The organism is Shimia sp. (genome assembly GCF_039969785.1).
In the GTDB taxonomy this organism is placed as follows: Bacteria; Pseudomonadota; Alphaproteobacteria; order Rhodobacterales; family Rhodobacteraceae; genus Shimia.
Map to the genome: position 1 here is coordinate 1 of NZ_JBDVNC010000020.1, position 21,025 is coordinate 21,025.

The window sequence follows — 21,025 nt, forward strand, 5'->3', positions numbered from 1 at the left end:
TTTGGAGGGACACACTATGATCAAATTCATCAAAAACTTCCGCAAAGACGAAAACGGCGCTGTAACTGTTGACTGGGTTGTTCTGACCGCTGCTGTTGTTGGCCTGGCTGTTGCCGCATACACAACCATCGAGACAAACACCAAAACTCTCGCAGATGCAGCCGGTGGCCGCATCCTGACAGAAAACACCCTGGCCGCTGACTAATCCCAGCCGTCACTTAGGTATGGAAGGGGGCCGCGTCATTTGGCGATCGGCCCCTTTTTTCGCCTCTTTTGCTGTTTAACACCCTGTTTACGAGTTGCTGCCAATCAAGTCGGACCTGAAGCAAGACCAACCTGTTTTGCATATCCGGCCATTTATCCATTGAAAGGGTATCTGCATGAAAAAATTCCTAGCGCGCTTCCGAGTGAGCGAAAATGGTGCTGTCTCGGTGGAATGGGTTGTCCTTACCGCCGCAATGGTCGGCCTGTTGTTTACAATTATGAACACTCTGGGGGCGGATGCCAAAAAATCCGCCAGCGACACCGGAAGCTTTATTGGCGATCGCGCCAGCTTCTGACGAAACACCGCGCCCCAAGGAACAAACCAGCCACGAAAGATGCTTTAAGCGACCCTCAAATCGCCACATTCGTCTCAGATACTAGGCCGGTACAAATCCCCGCACGGGATAGAAATCCCGGCACCAGATGGAAGATGAGGTAACGAGACATGCGTGCGATATTTGCAGTAGTGCTACTTGTCGGCCTGGGACTCGCAGGGTTTGCGGTCTACATGGCCCAGAACTATATTCAGGGATATCAAGCCGCGCTGGCTAAGGAACGTGCCGGGCGCCAGGATATTGAACTTGTGGACGGTTACACCGTCTCCCGCGCCATGAAATACGGCGAAACCCTCCTGAAAGAAGACGTCCGGATCGTGAAATGGCCCGCCGCCGCCATGCCCGAAGGCATGTTCACATCCGTAGAAGAGTTGTTCCCCAAGGGTGATAATCGCAGTCGTGTCGTTGTGCGCGCCATGGAAAAAGGCGAAGTGCTGATTGCCGCCAAACTCACCAAACCAGGTGAAGAAGCCGGCATCACATCCCGCCTTGCCCGTGGCCAACGCGCTTTTGCCATCAAAGTGGACGTGGCCAGCGGCGTTTCGGGCTTTCTGCGCCCCGGTGATCGTGTTGATGTCTACTGGACCGGCCGCGCAGGCAGCAAAAATGACAGCCGTGGTGACTTTACCAAACTGATCGAAGCAAATGTGTCGCTGATCGCAATTGACCAAACTGCGGACGAAGAGGTCGACACCGGCAACATCGCCCGAACAGTCACGGTTGCCGCCTTACCACAACAGGTTGCCGCACTGGCGCAGGCTCAATCAACCGGCAGTTTGTCTCTGTCGCTCGTTGGTGCCGAAGATGACACGATCGCGTCCGCCATCGAAGTCGATCAGCGCGCTCTGCTTGGCATTGAGGCCGAAGTTGAAGAAGTTGTGAAACAAGAAGCCAAGGCGCGGGTCTGCACGATCAAAACCCGCAAAGGCGGCGACGTTCTTCAGATCCCGATCCCTTGCACAAACTGATCCAACAGCAATATTTTCAGGGGCGTCCGACGATCGGGCGCCCCTTTGCTTTGCGTCTCTGTGGCACCACACCCACATGCAATATGCCCTCGAAACCATTGATTCTTGCAAAATTTTGCGATCTGGCGCACAGTGCTGACAAATGTGGGCAAAAGACCCGCGAACCGAGGCGTGATCGAGAGGCAGGTCACATGAAATATCACAGTACTCTGGGGGCCGTCCTGTTGGGCGCTACCTTGGCCATTCTCCCTGTTTTGGCGGGGCCATCTTTGGCCGAAACATTGCGCGTTGTGCGCAGTGGTGCATCCTCAACGCTCGGGGTTCCGATGAACCGCGCCGTTGTGGTGGAAAGCGACGTTCCCTTTGCGGAACTCTCTATCGCCAATCCGGCCATTGCCGACATCTCGTCGCTTTCGGATCGAACCATCTATGTCTTGGGCAAGTCGCCCGGCATGACCACGCTGACTTTGCTGGACGCAGCCGGAAAGCTGATCACCAATGTCGAAGTCCGGGTCGCACCGGACATTTCCGAATTCAAAGAACGCCTGCGCCAGATCCTTCCAACCGAGAAGATCGAAGTGCGCACCGCCAATGACGGCATCGTGTTGTCAGGCACTGTAACCTCTGCGCAGAAACTGGAACGCGCCATGGAGCTGGCTCAACGCTATGCGCCCGAGCGGGTTTCCAACCTGATGGTGGTCGGCGGTGTTCAGCAAGTGATGCTCAAAGTACGCTTTGCAGAAATGCAGCGGTCCGTATCCAAGTCGCTCAGCTCATCTCTCGCTATCGCGGGCGAAGGCTTTGGCGTTGAAACCGGCACATGGTTGTCTGGAGACAATGGCATCGGCAATCCAATTACGCCGGCAACCGGCACACTGGGCGCGTTGGGCTTTCAATTTGGTGTCGGCGCGTTCGAAGTCGGAATTTTGTTGGAAGCTCTGGAAAACAAAGGTGTTTCCCGGACGCTTGCAGAACCGAACCTGACCGCATTGTCAGGACAAGAGGCCAAGTTTCTGGCTGGCGGCGAATACCCGGTGCCAGTGGCTCAGGAAGACGGGGCCATCACAGTTGAATTCAAACCCTTTGGCGTTGAGCTCAACTTTATCCCGCGCGTGATCGACAGCGACCTGATCAATCTGGAGCTGACCGCGGCCGTGTCCGCAATCGACAGCACCAATGGCTATTCAGATGGCACGCTGACGATCAATGCGTTCAGCCGCCGTGAAACATCCACGACAGTTGAGATGCGTGACGGCGAAAGCTTTGCCATCGCTGGTTTGCTTCAGGATGATTTTCTGGACAACAATGCTCAGGTTCCATGGCTTGGTGACATTCCTGTGTTGGGCGCCCTTTTCCGCAGTGCGGATTATCAACGCGAACAGTCAGAACTGGTCATTATCATTACGGCCCATCTGGTGACACCGACACGCGGCGAAGCACTGGCCTTGCCCACGGATCGTGTAAAACCCCCGACGGAACAGGATTTGTTCTTGTTCGGCCATGTCGCCCGAGACGCAAAACGCCCCAAAACGGGTGCCGCCGGCGAAGTTGCGAAACAGGACTTTTCCGGGTCCTACGGCTATGTGATGGACTGAGGAGAGACGAAAGATGTGGAAACTTATCGCAGCCTCCGCCCTAATACTGATGAGCGCATGTTCGGACGGCGACCATGACGCCGTTCCATCCTGGTTCCGCGAGGCTGGCGCCGTTGTTGATCCAGGGCACTTTGGATACGCAACCAAAAATAACACCTCGATCCAAAACGGCGACAAGCAATACATCCTAAGCCTTGCCAACCGCTTTTCAGAAGAGGTCAATTCAACTGTAAACTTCGCATTTGACAGCGCGCAGCTGGATCAGAATGCGCGCAACACATTGCGTCAACAGGCCGTTTGGATTCAGCAATTCCCCGAAGTGCGTTTCAAAGTGTTTGGCCATACCGACGCCGTGGGCAGCAACAACTATAACAAATCTCTTGGCATGCGCCGTGCACGGACTGTTGTGAATTACCTTGTGTCTCAGGGTATTGGCCGCGACCGGCTCGAAGCCGTTGTGTCGCTTGGCAAAACCCAGCCATTGGTCGTAACACAGGGACGTGAACGTAAAAACCGCCGCACAGTGACCGAAGTGACCGGGTTTGTCGCCCGCCACCCCACGGTTCTGGATGGCAAATACGCCGCCATTGTTTATCGCGAATATGTTGCAAGTGCGATACCGCGGTCCGGACTTGAAGGCCTTTCCGCAACAGGCACCACAGCAGAATAACAACAAACGTTAAAAATCAAACTCTTAGACCGGCCACTGGCCGGTCTTTTTCATTGCGGAAACGATATTGGAAAATCCCGGGTATCGTCGCACATTTCCGCACAATTTCGGTTTTTTGGCCCCAATGTTGCCTAACTTGCAGGCGACTTTCAGAACAACGGGATCGTTGTGCCAATCCGAGTCGGACAATCGATTCCCAACAAAAGGGAAGTTGAGTTGCTTAGAATTGCGACCAGCCAGCCCGCAGAAGGAATTGCGGTCCGCCGCGAATGAGGATTATGGGGCTTATGACGAGTAGCGAGCCGAACCAGACAGAACAGAGCCCGATCCTGGCATGCACCATTTGCCGGGACGTGCAGAACTTTGAACTCCTTATCGTCGATATGGAGGAGTGTCTTGGCGAGCAATGGGGTGATCTGGGCTTTGAAGACGCTATTCCCTTTATGGAGCAACCAGATGCCGATCATCTGGAATTCATCGCGCTGGCCATTGATGACATGGACGAGGACAACCTTGACCAGCTGACAGAAATCATCAGCGCCGCCCGGGATCGCAATATCCGCACACTTCTGATCGCCGAAGACGTCACTCCGGCCTCGCTGCACCACTTGTTGCGTCAGGGTGCTAACGAATTTATCCCCTACCCGCTCCCGCCGGGCGAATTGCAGTCTGTCATAGACAAACTGCACGCAGAAGAGCCCGCGCCAGCAGCGCCCACCCCACAAAAGTCATCGGTTGCTCTCAGCTCAAACGCGGAATCGCTCGAAGGTGTTCTGATTGCGGTTCAAGGCCTGGCTGGCGGCACCGGCGCAACCACGCTGGCCGTTAATCTGGGCTGGGAACTAGCCACAATCGACAAAAAGAACCCGCCTTCGGTCTGCCTGATCGACCTTGATCTGCAATTTGGCTCTGTGTCGACATTCCTTGATCTGCAACGCCCGGATGCGGCGTTCGAAGTGATCACCGATACCGAGGCCCTGGACAGCGAAAGCTTTGGGCAAGCTCTTCAGACTTACGAAGAACGCCTGCATGTGTTGACCGCGCCACCCGACATCATCCCAATGGATTTGGTATCTCCCGAAGATATTGAACGTGTACTTGGCGTCGCGCGTCGTCACTTTGATTATGTCATTGTCGACATGCCGTCGGTTCTTGTTCAATGGTCCGAAGTCGTGTTGCACGCGGCGCATGTTTATTTTGCCACTATGGAAATCGACATGCGTTCCGCCCAGAACGCCATTCGTCTTAAGCGCGCGCTTCAAGCCGAAGACTTGCCATTCGAAAAACTTCGTTATGTCATGAACCGCGCTCCGAAATTCACAGATCTCAGCGGCAAGAGCCGTGTGAAACGTCTGTCTGAAAGCCTTGGCATCTCAATCGACGTAAATCTGCCGGACGGCGCAAAACAAGTCGCATCCGCTGGGGATCACGGCCAACCCCTTGGTCTGAACGCCCCCAAGAACCCGCTTCGCAAAGAAATCATCAAGCTCGCGACCAGCTTACACGAGCTGGACCAATCCGACGAAAAAGCAGCCTGAGGGAAGGAATAAATAATGTTCTCTCGATACAAGAAAACCGCCGATCCCAAGCCGAACCCGGCCGTCGCCGAAAAGGCCGCCAAATCGATCAAGCGTGGCGAAAAGGCGAAACCCGCTGCGGCGCCCGCCGCCGCGCCAGAGGCTGCGGCCCCAAAATCTTTCATGCGCAAAGCGCCTGCCAAGACAGCCGCACAACCCGTTGCTGGTGACAAGGAACGCCGTCGCAAGGAACGCCTGGGCGAAATCAAACTCGAACTGCACCGCGAACTTCTGGACAATCTCAACCTGTCCGCGCTCGACAAGGCGTCAGAAAAAGAACTGCGCGCGGAAATCGGGTCGATTGCCACCGAGGTTCTTCAGGAAAAAGCCATCGTTCTGAACCGCGAAGAACGCGCCACTGTTTTTAAAGAGCTGTTTGACGAAGTCACCGGGCTCGGCCCGCTGGAAACCCTGCTTCAGGATGAATCGGTCAACGATATTCTGGTCAACGGTCCCAAACAGATATTTGTGGAACGTGACGGTAAACTGCAGCTGACCGATGTGGTCTTCAAAGACGAAAAGCACTTGTTGCGGATCATCGACAAGATCGTGTCCGCCGTGGGTCGTCGCGTTGATGAATCCAACCCCTATGTTGACGCCCGTCTGCAGGATGGATCGCGTTTCAACGCCATGGTTCCCCCGATCGCGGTGGATGGGTCGCTGGTTTCCATTCGTAAATTCAAAAAGGACAAGCTCGGTATCGACGATCTTGTTGGCTTTGGTGCCTTTTCCGAACAAATGGCCGCTTATCTCCAAGCTGCCGTATCAACCCGTCTGAACGTTATCGTCTCAGGTGGTACCGGTTCTGGTAAAACCACAACGCTGAACGCACTTAGCTCCTTCATTGATGACGCAGAACGCATCCTGACAATCGAGGATACGGCCGAACTCCAGCTGCAACAGACCCATGTCGGTCGCATGGAATCCCGCCCACCCAACGTTGAGGGCAAAGGCGAAGTCAGCCCGCGCGATTGTCTGAAGAACGCGTTGCGGATGCGCCCGGATCGCATCATCGTTGGCGAGACTCGCGGCGAAGAAGTGATCGACATGCTGCAGGCCATGAACACGGGCCACGACGGATCGATGACCACCATTCACGCCAACTCGGCGCGCGACGGTGTGTCCCGCCTTGAAAACATGATCGCGATGGCAGGTATCGAAATGCCGCTCAAGGCCGTGCGCTCTCAGATTTCTTCGGCCGTGAACCTGATCGTCCAGGCCTCGCGCCTTCAGGATGGCTCGCGTCGCATGACATCCATTACTGAAATCACCGGCATGGAAGGTGACGTGATCTCGATGCAGGAAGTGTTCCGCTATCAGCGGACTGGCCTGACACCGGAAAACAAGATCATCGGTCACTTTACCGCCACCGGCGTGCGCTCGCACTATTCCGAGCGTTTCCGGATGTGGGGCTATGACTTGCCTGCCGAAATCTACGAACCGACTGCGGGGTAATCGATATGCCATTTTCACCCGAACTCATTGTCTACGGTCTTATCTTTATTGGCGTATTCGTCCTGGTCGAAGGCGCCTACCTGACGATCTTCGGCAAATCGATCAGCCTGAACAGCCGCGTCAACCGACGCCTTGAGATGCTGAACAAGGGCGCACGCCGCGACGAAGTGCTGGAACAGCTCCGTAAGGAGATGAAACAACACGGCGAAAACCGCACCATACCGCTTTATTCGATGCTCGCGGACAAAGCCCAAAAGGCCGCCATTGCCTTTACGCCCAAGCAGCTGATCATGATGATGGGGGCTGTCACGGTATTTGCCTTTGTCGGATTGTCCATTGGCACCCAAACCGCGCCAGCCACAACGGCCGTAATCTCGGTCATGATGGGTGTCGGAGGGGTCTATTTCTGGGTCAGCATGAAGGCCGGAAAACGCGTCGCCCTGATCGAAGAACAACTGCCTGACGCGATTGAACTGATGGTGCGTTCGCTGCGTGTCGGACATCCGTTTTCGTCCGCCATTCAGATCGTTTCCAAGGAAATCGACGACCCGCTGGCCACCGAGTTTGGCGTTATCGCTGACGAAAGTGCCTATGGCCGCGATCTGGGTGAAGCGCTCAAAGACATGGCCGAACGTCTCGACATGCAGGACATGCGGTTCCTGGCCGTGGCGGTCACGATCCAACAGCAGTCAGGTGGTAACCTTGCAGAAATTCTCGCAGGCCTGTCCAAAGTGATCCGCGCCCGTTTCCGTCTGTTTCGCCGGGTCAAAGCCATCACCGCCGAAGCAAAATGGTCCGGCAAATTTCTGTCAGGTTTCCCGATTGCCGCCCTGATCGTGATCAACGTTCTGGACCCGAATTACTATGACGAAGTCAAGACGCACGAACTGTTCATTCCCGGCTGTATCGCTGTTGGCATGTTCCTTGCCGTCAACCTGTTCGTGATGCGCGTTCTGACGGATATTAAGGTCTGAGGAGACGATAAAATGAATACTTTTGAAGCTCTCAACCTGATGCTGACCGACATGCTTGGTCCAAACGGGCCGTTGATCGGAATAGGCGTCGTCGGTGCCTTTGTGATCCTTCTGATTGTCTCTTTGATGCTCAGCCGCAAGGAAGACCCAATTGACAAGCTCAATCGGGTGCAAAAAGAAGGCGCCTCTAAAAAGGACCAGCGCAAAGAAGCCCTGCGTCGCAAAGGCGCCAATGCCAAGCTCGACAAATACAAAGCGTTCCTTGAACCCAAAAGCGAAGAAGAACTCAGCTCTGTTCGCCTTACCCTGATGCAGGCCGGGTATCCTTCGCGGGATGCCGTACGAGCCTATCATCTGGCGCAAATGATGCTGGGGATCGGCGGACTTATCGTTGGGGTTCTGTATTTTGTCTATGTTAAAGGCACCGAAGGCGCGACCACACAAGACACGTTGATGTATACGCTTGGCCCCGGCATCGTTGGGTACATGTTGCCGAAATACTGGGTGACACGTCGGGTCAATGCCCGCAAAGAGGAAATCACATCCGGCTTCCCGGATTCGCTCGATATGATGCTGGTTTGCGTTGAGGCAGGCCAGTCTTTGGACCAGTCCATTGTCCGCGTCGCAGGTGAACTGCGCTCTTCCTACCCAGCCTTGGCCGACGAATTTCAAATCGTCGCATACGAGATGAAAGCTGGTAAAGACAAAGGTCAGGTTTTGTCTGACATGGGCGAACGCTGCGGTGTTCAGGACGTTTCATCTTTTGTAACCGTTCTGATCCAGTCCGCCACTTTCGGGACATCCATTGCCGATGCTCTTCGTGTGTATGCAGGGGAAATGCGTGACAAACGCGTGATGCGCGCCGAAGAAGCTGCAAACAAGTTGCCAACCAAGATGACACTTGCAACAATGATGCTCACGGTGCCGCCATTGCTGATCATTCTGGTGTCGCCATCCATTATCGGCATCAACAACCTTGGTGCGCAATAACGCGACGACACGCATGACAAGAATTTGGGCTCTTGCCCTAAGCCTAGCGCTAGCATCTTTGGCCGCCTGTTCGTCAGGCGGCCTTAGTGCGTCAAAAGAAAGCCCGTTCGCCCCGGATGTCGACACCCGCAAAGACGCCGTCGACGGTTTGCTGGTCGGCTGGCGCCTGATGGAAGCCAATGAATATGAATTAGCCCTTGACGCATTTGCACGCTACGCCGTCGAACATGGCACCACACCTGACGTTAAGGCAGCCGTCGGCACGGCCTATATCGGCCTTGGCCGTTTGGGGCAGGCTGAAAAACTTTTGCGCGAAAGCCTGAAGGAAGATTCTAACCACCCGGAAACATGGAATAATCTCGGGGTCGTTTTGATGGAACGCGGGGAATTTGGCCAAGCCGAACAAATCTTTCGTAAAGCCTATGCGCTCGATAATGGCGAAAGTGACTCGATTCGCGATAATTTACGCTTAGTGCTCGCAAAATCAGAAAATACTGGTTATGATGATGGAAAAACACAAGAATATAAATTGGTGCGGCGAGGCAGCAGCGACTACCTCATCCGGTCAACGCCATAAAAGGGCACGAGCAGTAAAAGGACGCAAAAAATGCGCCATCCTTTCCTTGGGACAGTCTGCATGGCAGCTTTTGCCATCCTGTCGGCATGCGGAAATTCCGACGACGAGAGCGTAGAACGCGCGATCCAGAATGTGAACGCTATCGACGATAGCAACCTGTCAGATGTGATGCTGACTGTTGCTGATCCAAACGAAGGCGTCGTGTATTTCCAACGTACCCTCAACGATCACCCCGAACGCATTGACCTGAGACGCGGACTGGCCATTTCTTATGTCCGCGCCAAACGATTTACCGAAGCCGTGCCTGCATGGGTCAATGTGGTCAAACACAAAGACAGCACCAGCAATGACAAGGTCGATCTGGCAGACAGCCAGATCCGCGCCGGCAAATGGGAAGATGCTGAAAAAACGCTTGATGGCATCCCGCCCACACATGAAACATTCAAACGTTACCGCCTCGAGGCAATGATTGCTGACTCCAATCAGGAATGGAACCGCGCGGACAGCTTTTATGAAACCGCCGTCGGCCTGACCACCCGCCCTTCCGGTGTCATGAACAACTGGGGGTATTCCAAACTCACACGTGGCGATTATGCCGAGGCTGAACGTCTGTTTGGCGAAGCGATCCGACAGGACAGCACCTTGTTTACCGCCAAGAACAACATGGTTCTGGCCCGCGGCGCCCAGCGAAAATATACCCTGCCTGTGATCCCGATGGTTCAAACCGAACGCGCGCAATTGTTGCACACAATGGCCCTCTCGGCGATCAAACAAGGCGACACCGAAACCGGCAAAACGCTGTTGCGTGACGCAATTGAAACCCATCCCCAGCATTTCGAAGCCGCGGTGCGCGCTCTGCGTTCACTGGAAAACTCGTAAGAGCCTCTGATGCAGATCACCGCTCTTTCGGCAATGTGGTTCCTGCCCTTCGTACTGCCAATATGCTTTTATGTGGCCTGGTCAGACATGCGCGCCATGCGCATCCCAAATCAGGCTGTGCTGGCCCTGCTGGGAGTGTTTCTTGTGGTTGGCCTAATCGCAATGCCCCTGTCTGAATATGTCTGGCGTCTGTCGCATATCGTCGTCGTTCTGCTGCTTGGAATGGTGCTGAACGCCGGTGGCCTTGTTGGCGCAGGAGACGCCAAATTTTCCGCCGCCGCCGCGCCGTTTATTGCTTTTGGCGACACCCGCTTGATGATGGCAGTCTTTGCCGCAACACTTTTGGCCGCATGGGTCACGCATCGCATCGCCAAACATTCCCCGATCCGCCGCGCTGTGCCCGATTGGGACAGCTGGGATCAGGGCTGGGATTTCCCCATGGGACTCGCTCTGGGGGGGGCTTTGGCCATCTACCTCGTTCTGGGTGCCATGTACGGGGCCTGAGCTGGCCTGAAATTTGCCATGTTCCCATGCTCAAACAGAGTATGGATTTCGGCGCCCCCGGTGCGCCTTGCAGGAGTAGACGCCCATGACCATGCAGTCGTCAAACGTGATGGCACCGCCGCCTCCCAAAAGAATGGAGGAAATGCGTCTCCCCATTGTGATGATGCGGGATATTTTGCTCAAAACTATGTTCCGCAAAAACATCGACATGGTGTCTGACATTGCCACCGCGATCTGCCTGCCCCGCGCTGTGACACAAGAACTGGTCGACATGGCCCGCGAACAACGACTTTGTGAGGCGACGGGCACACTGAACGCCAATAGCGGCAATGAGATGGGCTATCAGCTCACCGATATGGGCAAAACCCGGGCGCAGGACGCCCTGGCGCAATCCGAATACTTTGGCGCCATGCCCGTGCCTCTGGATGTCTACCGCGAACAGATCAAACGCCAGTCGATCCGCAATATTCAGATCACCCGTCAGCAACTGACCGACGCGATGGGCCACCTGATCCTGCCAGACAGCCTGCTGGATCACCTCGGCCCCGCCGTCGGCGCCGGCCGCTCTATCCTGATGTACGGACCTCCGGGCAATGGGAAATCCTCGATCTCCAACGGCATCCGCGATGCCATGGGCGACAAGGTCTATGTGCCGCGCGCCATTGAATACGCCGGTCAGGTCATCACCGTGTATGACCCCATCGTGCATTCTGCCGCAGAAGAGGACGATCAGGACCCTAACAGCCTGCGCCGCGTGTCCCGGTTTGACACCCGGTATGTCAAATGCGACCGCCCCACCGTGATCACCGGCGGGGAATTGTCACTGGATATGCTCGACCTTGTCTACAACCCCACCGCGCGCACCTATCAGGCGCCGCTGCAGCTGAAATCAACCGGTGGCATCTTTATCGTGGACGATCTCGGACGTCAGGCCGAACCGCCCCAATCTCTGGTCAACCGGTGGATTGTCCCACTCGAGGAAAACAAGGACATCCTCGCGCTGCAATCCGGTGAAAAATTCGAAGTGCCGTTTGATACGCTGGTGATCTTTTCCACCAACTTCCACCCAAACGAAATCTTCGACCAGGCCGCGCTGCGCCGGATCTTCTTCAAGATCAAAATCGACGGCCCCAATCAGGAAAACTTCCTGAAAATCTTTGCCATGGTCGCCAAGAAACGCAAAATGCCGCTGGACGAAGAGTCGCTGGTGCATTTGCTCAAGCACAAGTACCCGACCATCGACAACGTCTATGCCAATTATCAGCCGATCTTCCTGATCGACCAGATGATATCGATCTGCGAATTCGAAGGCATCCCCAACCAGATGTCCCCTGACCTGATCGACCGCGCTTGGGCCAACATGTTCGTCAAGGATGAACATATCGTAAAATAATAACCGGCCCCCTTCATTTTGTCAGAAATACTCGGGGGTGAAATGGGCGCTTGCGCCCATGAGGGGGCAAGGCCCCTTTTCCCGGCAGCCTCAATCCCCTAAATAAACTTCATGTCTCCTCTCGCCCATATTGCGGCACTTCCGGTGCGCGCCTATCGTCTGATCTTCAGCCCCTGGGTCGGCTTCAATTGCCGCTATCAACCCACCTGCTCTGCCTACGCGCTGGAAGCCCTCGAACAACATGGCGCGATCAAAGGCAGCTGGCTGGCCATGCGTCGGATCGGACGCTGCCATCCCCTCGGCAACAGCGGATACGATCCGGTACCCCCTAAAGAAGATTAGTTTTCAAATGGTTGAACCCGTTTGATACGGAACAACCCACGGTCCGCGACGCGCGTTTGCAACTCTTCATATCCCATCACCGTGTAAAGAGACGTGACCTGCAACGCGTCTTCAAGAGTGATTGGAGACTGTTCAAACCGGGCGCGCTTAAAACTGCCTTCGGCCGCCTCTGCCGCAATCCTGTCCAACGCATCCGCGCCGTCAATAATGGCCCCGTCAAAATCAACCGACCGCAAGTCCGTGCCGACAAATTCCGGCGCTAACAATACAGTTCCACGAAACGTACCCGCCGAAATCCGCGCGTCCTGAAACTGTGGCTCAACCAGCGTTGCGCCATCAAACTGCACCGCCAGCCCGTCAATATTGCTAAAATCCGGGCGCAGCAAATGCGCGTCGTGAAAATCGACCCCCGCCATATTCGTGTTATAAAACGCCAGGTCCTTGCTATAGGGGGGCCGGATTTCCGAACCGGGCACCGACGCAAAACTGACATCCTTCAGAAACGTGTTTCTCAATCGCGCCCCGGTTAAAGATGCGCCGCCAAAATCTGTCTCCAACATCTGAGAATACGACAAATCCGCATAGGCCAGCCGCGCCGCCTGCGCCGATACATCCGGCAACAACAACCCGTGCGCATAGGCGTAACTCAGGTCCAGCCCATAAAAGCTCAGCACTTCGGTATCACGCACCCCTGACTGCAACAGCGCCGTCAGCAATTGCCCCCGCTCCGGGCTGGCCGGGCGATCAACAAGGTCAAGGCTGTTCGCCACCTCGCCATCCCACCCAAACCCAGCAGACAACGCCGCCCAGGTCTGGGGTAAATCCTCTTTGCGCCGGGCCAGAGCATCTTTCAGAATTGCCGACTGATCTTCGGTCGCAATCCCGCCGCGTAAAAACCGATAGGGCCGCGTCGCCCGGCTGGCTGCGGCAATACGCATGATCAAACCCAGATCCAGATCCTGCAAAGGATCAAGCACCGGCACCACGCTCTCCACACTGCGCAGCCCTGTCCCCGTTTCCGGCACGCCCTGCCGGATCATCGCCCGGTCGACCGCCTGCCCCAGTTCTGTAGCAATCGCAGTGATTTCGACCACCAATTGCGCATTGCGCGCCGCTTCTGCCAATTGCACAGTGTACCGATCCAGCTCGATCTGCTGATCAATCCGGACGTTCTGTTCGGCAAACAACTCTGACTGATCCTGCAACAACTCGTTCTGACGAAACAAAAGCGCGGTCCCGGCCAATGCCGCCATCGCCGCAATCAGCGCGGTCAGCGACCCGATGATCCAACGGCGCGTCGAAATCCACGCATAGCGCGCCAGCGCCATATGCACCAAATCACGCGCCGCATCCGTGGCCCGTTGCGGGTTGCGATCCACCGCCCCGCGCGCCACCTCGGCCAAAGGCTCGGCAAACCCTTCCAGCTCGGTCTGCGCCAAACCAAACAACCGCCGCATCAGCGGCTTGCGAAACAAAAACAACACCAGCCCCAGCGCGCTGATAAACATCAGAACCGTCAGGAAAACCAAAAGCAATATGCCCGCCGCGTCCTCGAGCACTCCCAGCCCGGAAAACGCGATCAGGAACCCAGCCGCCACGCCGAACCCAAACACCAAAAGCCCAAGCGAGCTCGAATTGAACCACTGTCCGCGCCTTAGCGTCGGTTTCACGACCTCAGAAATTGTCTCGGTGTCGCTCATTAAATGTCCCAATCATTAAAAAAGGGTGGTAAATCAAACGTAAGCTGACAAGTTTTCCCATACCAGAAAAATTAGTTTTCTTTTCGAAATTCTCGGAACACCGACGAACCGACGAATGGCTCTGGACAGCAATCCATACGGCTTCTAGCGTGGTTGTGTTCATTTAAAACGGGAGTTCCCCATGAAATTTTCAACCAAAATTGCAATCACCTTGACAGCCGCCTTTTGCGCCACATCTGCACTGGCAGAAAAGTTCGTAGGCTATGGTGCCATCGAGGGCTGGAACGTCTATGTCGACACCGAGCAAAAGACCTGCATGATCGAAACCAAAGACGATTTTGACAATGTCGTTCAAATGGGCATGACCAAAGAACCCGGTGTGGCCTATGTCGGCGTGTTCACCAAGGCAGAGACCAAAATCCGCAAAGGCCAGAAAGAAGCCGTGGCGATTCTTATCGGTGAAAACCTGTATGTTGGCGAAGTCACCGGCATGCGCGGCAACATCACCAAGGGCTATTCCGGTGGTATTGTCAAAACCGACGACCCCGAGGTGTTTGACAACATTGCCAAAGCGCACACCATGACGGTTTTCCCGGAAACCAGCTATTCGTTTTTTGTCGACCTGACCGGCACATACAAGGCCATCGAACTGGGCCGCAAATGTATAGCTGAGCAGGCCGGTTCCTAAAGACACAGTTTCGGGGGCTTTTTGCCCCCGGCACCTGGCCAAAAAGCTTCAAGTTGCAGACCTTTCGACATTGCGGCGCGCTTTTGCGCGACCATGTTTTTAACGTTTGACCGCGTGACGCTTGCCCGTCAGCCCGCTTTCCCCTAAATCCCCCACATGCTTGACGATCTAGATGATATCCACCCGCTGTTTCACGGCGCGCCCTCTTCGGCCAGTTTCAAGAAACTGCGCAAGCGCATTGTGCGTCAAACCCGCGAGGCGATCGACCAGTACGGAATGATCGAACGCGGCACCCGCTGGCTTGTGTGTCTGTCCGGCGGCAAAGACAGCTATACGCTGCTGGCCGTTCTGCACGAACTGAAATGGCGCGGCCTTTTACCTGTGGACTTGCTTGCCTGCAATCTGGATCAGGGCCAGCCCGGTTTTCCGTCTACAGTCTTGCCGGAATTCCTTGAAAAGATGGGGGTCGAACACCGGGTCGAATATCAGGACACGTATTCCGTGGTCAAAGACAAGGTGCCGGCGGGGCGGACCTATTGTGCGCTGTGTTCACGTCTGCGCCGCGGCAACCTGTATCGTATCGCGCGCGAAGAAGGCTGCTCGGCGGTTGTGCTGGGCCATCATCGCGACGATATTCTGGAGACGTTTTTCATGAACCTGTTTCATGGTGGACGACTGGCAACGATGCCGCCCAAACTGGTAAATGAAGAGGGCGATCTGTTTGTTTACCGCCCGCTTGCCCATGTCGCCGAAGCCGATTGCGAAAAATTTGCGCGCGACATGAAGTACCCGATCATCCCATGCGACCTGTGTGGCTCTCAGGACGGTTTGCAACGCCAGCAGGTCAAGCAACTCCTTGATCAATGGGAGAAAAATAGCCCCGGTCGCCGTCAGGTGATGTTCCGGTCGCTGATGAATATCCGGCCCAGCCACATGCTCGACCCAAAACTATTCGACTTTGCGGGGCTAATGCGCGGGTCTGTCAAATTTGAACAAATAGACACGGAAATTCCACAGTTGCGTTAACCGACGGCTTAAGAAGTGGCCCTAGTCTTGGTGGGAATCGTTGCCATCAGGGACACATCAGATGCTGCTGCAGCTGGGATCGTTACAAAACGCCCTCCGAACTTGCGCCCGCAAGGTTTTTACCCTGTGGTGGTCGCTGCCTGTCGCCGTGCCATTGCTGACGCTCGCCACCTGGGCAGTGTGGGGGGAAACCGGGCTGTTGGTTGCTGCGATGTTCCTGCCGCTTCCATGGATCATGAGACGGAATATTAGTGCTGGAACGTCGCGCAAACCCGCGCCGGAAACGGACGGACTGACCGAACTTCTGCTGCCAGCCGCATTCAATCGAAAATTCACAGCACTGGTATCGTCCCTGCCAAAAACCGGATCCACAACCGCTTGTTTTTCAATCCGAATTGACGAATACGCTCGTATCCGTGACACTCACGGCGATGCGGATTGTGACGCAGTTTTGCAAATCACCGCCAACCGAATTCGCGGCGCTTTGCGCGCCGATGATCTGGTCGCGCGTTCCGGTGATGCAACTTTTTTAATTGCGCTTGACCCGGTGCGTCTGATCGATCTGGAAACGGCCCTGCAAATGGCGATACGAATACAAACAGCCGTCGAAGAACCCATCCCGCTCAGAATGGCTTCGATCTACACAACCTGTTCGATGGGGTTTTGTCTGGCATCCCGGTTGCGCGATGTCTCGGTCAAGGCGCTGACCCAATGTGCCGATATGGCCATGGCCGAGGCACGTCGCGCAGGCCCTTCCAACATCCGTGCCTATACCGTTGACATGCGCCACAAGGTTGTGACCCGCCGCAAAACCGAAACCGAAGCCGCCCACACGTTAGAACGGGACCAAATCAAGGCCTGGTACCAGCCTCAGATTTCCACCGACACCGGCAAAGTGACCGGGTTTGAAGTGCTTGCCCGTTGGGATCATCCAACGCGCGGAATTCTGGCGCCCAGCGATTTCCTGGATGTGTTGCAACAAACCGGCCAGATGTCACGCCTTGCCGATTACATGTTACGTCAGGCCCTGAACGCACTGCGCGCATGGGACGAATCCGGCCTGAGTGTGCCCCGCGTCGGCGTGAACTTTTCCGGGGACGAGCTGCGCAGCCCATCTCTTATGGATCGCATCCGTTGGGAACTGGACCGCACCGAACTTGACCCGGACCGGCTCGCGGTAGAAATCTTAGAAAGCGTGATCGCAGGTACGCCCGATGATATGGTTGTGCGCAATGTCGAAGCACTGGCAAAGCTGGGATGTGCCATCGATCTGGATGATTTTGGCACCGGTCACGCGTCGATCTCATCTATGCGGCGCCTGCCGATCACCCGGCTCAAGGTCGACCGGTCCTTTGTCACCCATATCGACAGCGATCCCGAACAACAACGCATGATCGCCGCCATCGTCACTATGGCAGAACGACTTGGGCTGGACACATTGGCCGAAGGGGTTGAGCACGCCGGCGAACACGCCATGCTCTCTCAACTTGGATGCCGCCACGTTCAGGGCTTTGGCATTGCCCGCCCTATGCCGTTTGCCGATACGCTCGGTTGGATCGAACGCCACCGGGCAAAACTGTGCACTCCTCCCGAAATCGGAAGAAAATCGGGGTGAGGCCGCCGATACGACCCGGCAGAACCGATATATGGCCACAATCCACTTGACCTTTGGGGCGCACCTCTGTTGAACCACTCCAAAGTTTCAAAGACAGGTGGCCATTGGCTATGGACGATCAGAACAAAAACCTCATCCTCGCGACTGCTCTTAGTTTTGTTGTGATTCTGGTTTGGTTTGTCTTGTTTCCGCCCCCGGAACCAGGTGTGGACGACCCCAACGCCCCCGTGGCATCTGCTGACGGCACAACTCCGGTTGCGCCTTCTGCATCCGTGCCCGCGACAACCGACACATCCGAGCCGGTCACGGCAACGGCGGATGACGTTACCGACGCGCCCCGGGTTGAGATTGCCACTGACCGCCTCAGCGGATCAATCTCGCTGGTGGGGGGGCGTATTGATGACCTGAAACTGAACGACTATCGCGAAACGCTGGACGAAGGCTCACCGATTGTTTCGTTCCTGTCGCCCTCTGGCCAACCCAATGCGTATTACGCACTGTATGGCTGGGCGCCCGGCGCGGGCCTGACGCATGATCAGGTACCCGGCGCCAACACGGAATGGTCTGTTGAACAAGGCGACGTACTGACCCAATCATCCCCGGTTAAGTTCAAGTGGGACAATGGCGCGGGACTGATGTTCCACCGCACGGTTTCACTGGACGAAAACTACATGTTCACCGTCGAACAATCGGTTGACAACATCGGCGCTGGCACCGTGTCCTTGGCACCTTACGGCATTCTCGCCCGTCATGGCGAACCTGCCGACAAGAAAAACTTCTTCATCCTGCATGAAGGTTTTGTAGCCATGTCCGACGGCGAACTGACCGAAGCCGACTACGACGACATGACCGAGTTTCCGTTCGAACAACGCGAGGGCGCACGCGCCGAGGTCACACAGGTTACCGAAAATGGCTGGGTCGGCTTTACCGATCACTACTGGATGGCCACGCTTGTGCCCCAACCCGGCAGCGCCTTTAAATCGGTCGCCAAATACGACGAACGCCGCGATATTTACCAAACCGAAGCCGTGATGCCGACGCTAACGGTCGAACAGGGCAAGACTGCTGCCACTGCGTCGCAACTGTTTGCAGGCGCCAAAGAATGGGCCACCATTCGCGAATACGAAAATGAAGGCGGCGTGCAGGGGTTCCTCGATTCCATCGACTGGGGTTGGTTCTTCTTCCTGACCAAACCGATTTTCGCCGTCCTGCACTGGCTGAACGGCATCATCGGCAACATGGGCTGGGCCATTATCGGTCTGACCATTACGATCAAAATCATCGTGTTCCCGCTGGCCTACAAATCTTACGCCTCAATGGCCAAGATGAAAGAGCTTCAGCCGCAGATGGAAAAGCTCAAGGCCGACGCGGGAGACGACAAACAGAAGATGCAGCAAGCCATGATGGAGCTGTACAAGAAGGAAAAGGTGAACCCGGCTTCCGGCTGCCTGCCCATTCTGATCCAGATCCCGATCTTCTTCTCACTCTACAAAGTGATTTTTGTCACGCTGGAACTGCGCCATGCCCCATGGCTTGGCTGGATAACCGACCTCAGCTCACCTGATCCGTCTTCAATCCTGAACCTGTTTGGTCTGTTGCCCTTTGCTACGCCCGATCCGGAATCGTTCATCGCTATCATCAGCCTCGGCATCCTGCCGATCCTGCTTGGTATCTCGATGTGGTTGCAGCAGAAACTCAATCCCGCGCCCACGGACCCAACGCAACAAATGATCTTTGCGTGGATGCCATGGGTCTTCATGTTCATGCTGGGCAGTTTTGCCAGCGGTCTGGTGCTCTACTGGATCACCAACAACGTGATCACGTTTACGCAGCAGTATCTGATCATGCGCAGCCACGGCTATAAACCGGATGTGTTTGGCAACATCACGTCCAGTTTCAAACGCAAGTCCAAGTCGGATACCAAGTAATGGGCCACATCGCGGCCCTCTGGCGTCACCCGATCAAAGCCCACGGACGCGAATCCGTGAGCCAGGTCTCCCTGATCAAAGGGCAGACTTTTCCGGGTGACCGCCGCTGGGCCGTGGCCCATGAAGCCGCCAAAACCGATGGCGGCGAATGGGCTAAATGCGCCAACTTTTCGCGCGCAGCCAAAGCCCCGGCCTTGATGGCCATCACCGCTCAAACGGATGAGGCCGCTGGCAAAATCACGCTGCGCCATCCTGACTTGTGGGATCTGACAATCGATCCGGCAACCCAGGGCGACAAGCTGATTGAATGGGTGCGCCCGCTGATGCCCGCCGACCGTGCCGCTTCGGCCCGGCTGGTGCCTGCGGGCGAACATGGCATGACCGACAGCATGTTCCCTTCGATTGCCATTCATACCATTGCCTCGCATCAAGCCATTGAGGACCGTCTTGACCGCAAGCTTTCAACCGAACGCTGGCGCGGCAATATCTGGCTCGACGGCTTTGCCGCGTTTGAAGAATTCGACTGGATTTCAAAGACCCTGCGTATCGGGCAGGCGGAAATCGAGATCAGAGAACGCATTACACGCTGCCTTGCAACCACGTCCAACCCAGACACCGGAATACGCGATGCTGACACGCTGGGCGCATTGAACGGCGGCTTTGGCCATCAGGATTTTGGCGTTTACGGCGTGGTCACAAAAGCTGGCGCAATATCCCTGAACGATCCTGTCGAGGTGCTTTGATGCAACTGCCCTTTCCACTTGTTGATGACCTTGACGCCAGCGCCCTCGAAAAGGGTCGCAAACTCTTTGCAGGCAACAATTCCGACTTTCTCAAGGGCGTCGTCGCCATGTCCGGCCTGCCCCCGGCGGACCGGATCGAGGTCTGCTTTGCAGGGCGCTCAAACGTTGGAAAATCTAGCCTGATCAATGCAGTCACGGGGCGCACCCGCCTGGCGCGCGCCTCCAACACCCCCGGGCGCACACAAGAGATCAACTTTTTCACCCTGACCGATAGCCACTATCTCGTCGACCTGCCCGGCTATGGGTACGCCAACGCGCCGCTGGCGGTGGTCGAAAAATGGCAGCGACTGCTGAAACAATACTTGTCCGGTCGCGCGAACCTGCGCCGCGCGTTTGTGTTGATCGACACGCGTCACGGCATCAAATCGGTCGACGAAGAAATCATGAGCCTGCTCGACAGCTCTGCAGTAACGTTTCAGGCCGTGCTGACCAAAGCGGATAAAGTCAAAGACAAAGATCGCGAAAAAATCCTGTCACAGGTGCGCGAAAAACTGTCCAAACACCCCGCGGCCTTCCCCGAGATCGTCCTCACCAGCTCCGAAAAAGGCGACGGCATTGCCACTTTGCGCGCCATTATCGCCGGCCTTGATTGACCTCACAGTCGCTGCTCAAACGCCCGGCACCAGATCAAAGCGCAACACCGCCCCTTCATTTTGCCAAAAATACTCCCGCCGGAGGCCTCCCGTCCCCGCCCCGGATCACACCACCCGTTGCACCACGCCCTCATTTGCGGCATGACGTG

21 protein-coding genes are annotated in these 21,025 nt (G+C 55.8%); 20 read left to right on the forward strand and 1 reads right to left on the reverse strand.

The annotated features are described in order from the left end of the window. The first annotated feature begins 16 nt into the window (after positions 1–16). From ABJI08_RS10905 to yidD, 14 genes are all read left to right on the forward strand, one after another. Positions 17–205, forward strand: a complete 189-nt coding sequence (locus ABJI08_RS10905; RefSeq protein ID WP_348401935.1) for a hypothetical protein — start codon at positions 17–19, stop codon at positions 203–205. Between the two features lie 175 nt (positions 206–380). Then, positions 381–560: a hypothetical protein gene (locus ABJI08_RS10910; RefSeq protein WP_348401868.1), complete on the forward strand. Its 180-nt coding sequence runs from the start codon at positions 381–383 to the stop codon at positions 558–560. 149 nt (positions 561–709) lie between these two features. After that, complete coding sequence (gene cpaB, locus ABJI08_RS10915; protein ID WP_348401869.1) at positions 710–1,567, forward strand: Flp pilus assembly protein CpaB; 858 nt, start codon at positions 710–712, stop codon at positions 1,565–1,567. 191 nt (positions 1,568–1,758) lie between these two features. Next, positions 1,759–3,162 (forward strand): type II and III secretion system protein family protein, encoded by a 1,404-nt coding sequence (locus ABJI08_RS10920; RefSeq protein ID WP_348401870.1) that lies wholly within the window; start codon positions 1,759–1,761, stop codon positions 3,160–3,162. A gap of 13 nt (positions 3,163–3,175) precedes the next feature. Then, a complete protein-coding gene (locus ABJI08_RS10925; protein ID WP_348401871.1) occupies positions 3,176–3,832 on the forward strand; it encodes an OmpA family protein in 657 nt (218 codons plus the stop codon). A 287-nt stretch (positions 3,833–4,119) separates the two neighbouring features. Continuing rightward, positions 4,120–5,370: an AAA family ATPase gene (locus ABJI08_RS10930; RefSeq protein ID WP_348401872.1), complete on the forward strand. Its 1,251-nt coding sequence runs from the start codon at positions 4,120–4,122 to the stop codon at positions 5,368–5,370. Between the two features lie 15 nt (positions 5,371–5,385). After that, on the forward strand, positions 5,386–6,864 hold the full coding sequence (locus tag ABJI08_RS10935; RefSeq protein WP_348401873.1) for a CpaF family protein: 1,479 nt from the start codon (positions 5,386–5,388) through the stop codon (positions 6,862–6,864). 5 nt (positions 6,865–6,869) lie between these two features. Next, positions 6,870–7,838: a type II secretion system F family protein gene (locus ABJI08_RS10940; protein WP_348401874.1), complete on the forward strand. Its 969-nt coding sequence runs from the start codon at positions 6,870–6,872 to the stop codon at positions 7,836–7,838. 12 nt (positions 7,839–7,850) lie between these two features. Further along, positions 7,851–8,828 carry a type II secretion system F family protein gene (locus ABJI08_RS10945; protein WP_348401875.1) on the forward strand — a complete coding sequence of 326 codons (978 nt, stop codon included), beginning with the start codon at positions 7,851–7,853 and terminating at the stop codon, positions 8,826–8,828. Between the two features lie 13 nt (positions 8,829–8,841). Continuing rightward, positions 8,842–9,405 (forward strand): tetratricopeptide repeat protein, encoded by a 564-nt coding sequence (locus tag ABJI08_RS10950; protein ID WP_348401936.1) that lies wholly within the window; start codon positions 8,842–8,844, stop codon positions 9,403–9,405. Between the two features lie 30 nt (positions 9,406–9,435). Next, the gene (locus tag ABJI08_RS10955) at positions 9,436–10,284 is read left to right on the forward strand and encodes a tetratricopeptide repeat protein (RefSeq protein ID WP_348401876.1); all 849 of its coding nucleotides are present in this window, start codon (positions 9,436–9,438) and stop codon (positions 10,282–10,284) included. Between the two features lie 9 nt (positions 10,285–10,293). Beyond that, the gene (locus ABJI08_RS10960) at positions 10,294–10,788 is read left to right on the forward strand and encodes a prepilin peptidase (RefSeq protein ID WP_348401877.1); all 495 of its coding nucleotides are present in this window, start codon (positions 10,294–10,296) and stop codon (positions 10,786–10,788) included. Positions 10,789–10,873: 85 nt separating this feature from the next. Then, entirely contained in the window at positions 10,874–12,181 is a 1,308-nt protein-coding gene (locus tag ABJI08_RS10965) for an ATPase (protein ID WP_348401878.1), read from the forward strand. A gap of 111 nt (positions 12,182–12,292) precedes the next feature. Next, positions 12,293–12,523 (forward strand): membrane protein insertion efficiency factor YidD, encoded by a 231-nt coding sequence (gene yidD, locus ABJI08_RS10970; RefSeq protein WP_348401879.1) that lies wholly within the window; start codon positions 12,293–12,295, stop codon positions 12,521–12,523. On the opposite strand, the gene ABJI08_RS10975 is transcribed toward yidD, so the two are convergent. Further along, positions 12,520–14,223, reverse strand: a complete 1,704-nt coding sequence (locus ABJI08_RS10975) for a pentapeptide repeat-containing protein (protein ID WP_348401880.1) — start codon at positions 14,221–14,223, stop codon at positions 12,520–12,522. The two genes, yidD and ABJI08_RS10975, sit on opposite strands and share 4 nt — an antisense overlap. 181 nt (positions 14,224–14,404) lie before the next feature. On the opposite strand from ABJI08_RS10975, the gene ABJI08_RS10980 reads away from it, so the two are divergent. The 6 genes from ABJI08_RS10980 (at position 14,405) to yihA (ending at position 20,876) form a co-directional block, all read left to right on the forward strand. Then, complete coding sequence (locus ABJI08_RS10980) at positions 14,405–14,911, forward strand: hypothetical protein (protein WP_348401881.1); 507 nt, start codon at positions 14,405–14,407, stop codon at positions 14,909–14,911. Positions 14,912–15,067: 156 nt separating this feature from the next. Continuing rightward, on the forward strand, positions 15,068–15,937 hold the full coding sequence (gene ttcA, locus ABJI08_RS10985) for a tRNA 2-thiocytidine(32) synthetase TtcA (RefSeq protein ID WP_348401882.1): 870 nt from the start codon (positions 15,068–15,070) through the stop codon (positions 15,935–15,937). A 61-nt stretch (positions 15,938–15,998) separates the two neighbouring features. Continuing rightward, the gene (locus ABJI08_RS10990; protein WP_348401883.1) at positions 15,999–17,552 is read left to right on the forward strand and encodes a bifunctional diguanylate cyclase/phosphodiesterase; all 1,554 of its coding nucleotides are present in this window, start codon (positions 15,999–16,001) and stop codon (positions 17,550–17,552) included. Positions 17,553–17,662: 110 nt separating this feature from the next. Then, positions 17,663–19,480 (forward strand): membrane protein insertase YidC, encoded by a 1,818-nt coding sequence (gene yidC / locus ABJI08_RS10995; RefSeq protein WP_348401884.1) that lies wholly within the window; start codon positions 17,663–17,665, stop codon positions 19,478–19,480. Beyond that, on the forward strand, positions 19,480–20,223 hold the full coding sequence (locus ABJI08_RS11000; protein WP_348401885.1) for an MOSC N-terminal beta barrel domain-containing protein: 744 nt from the start codon (positions 19,480–19,482) through the stop codon (positions 20,221–20,223). Before yidC ends, ABJI08_RS11000 begins: the two co-directional genes overlap by 1 nt. Continuing rightward, entirely contained in the window at positions 20,223–20,876 is a 654-nt protein-coding gene (yihA, locus tag ABJI08_RS11005) for a ribosome biogenesis GTP-binding protein YihA/YsxC (RefSeq protein WP_348401886.1), read from the forward strand. The genes ABJI08_RS11000 and yihA overlap by 1 nt, the downstream gene beginning before the upstream one ends. Positions 20,877–21,025: the final 149 nt, after the last annotated feature.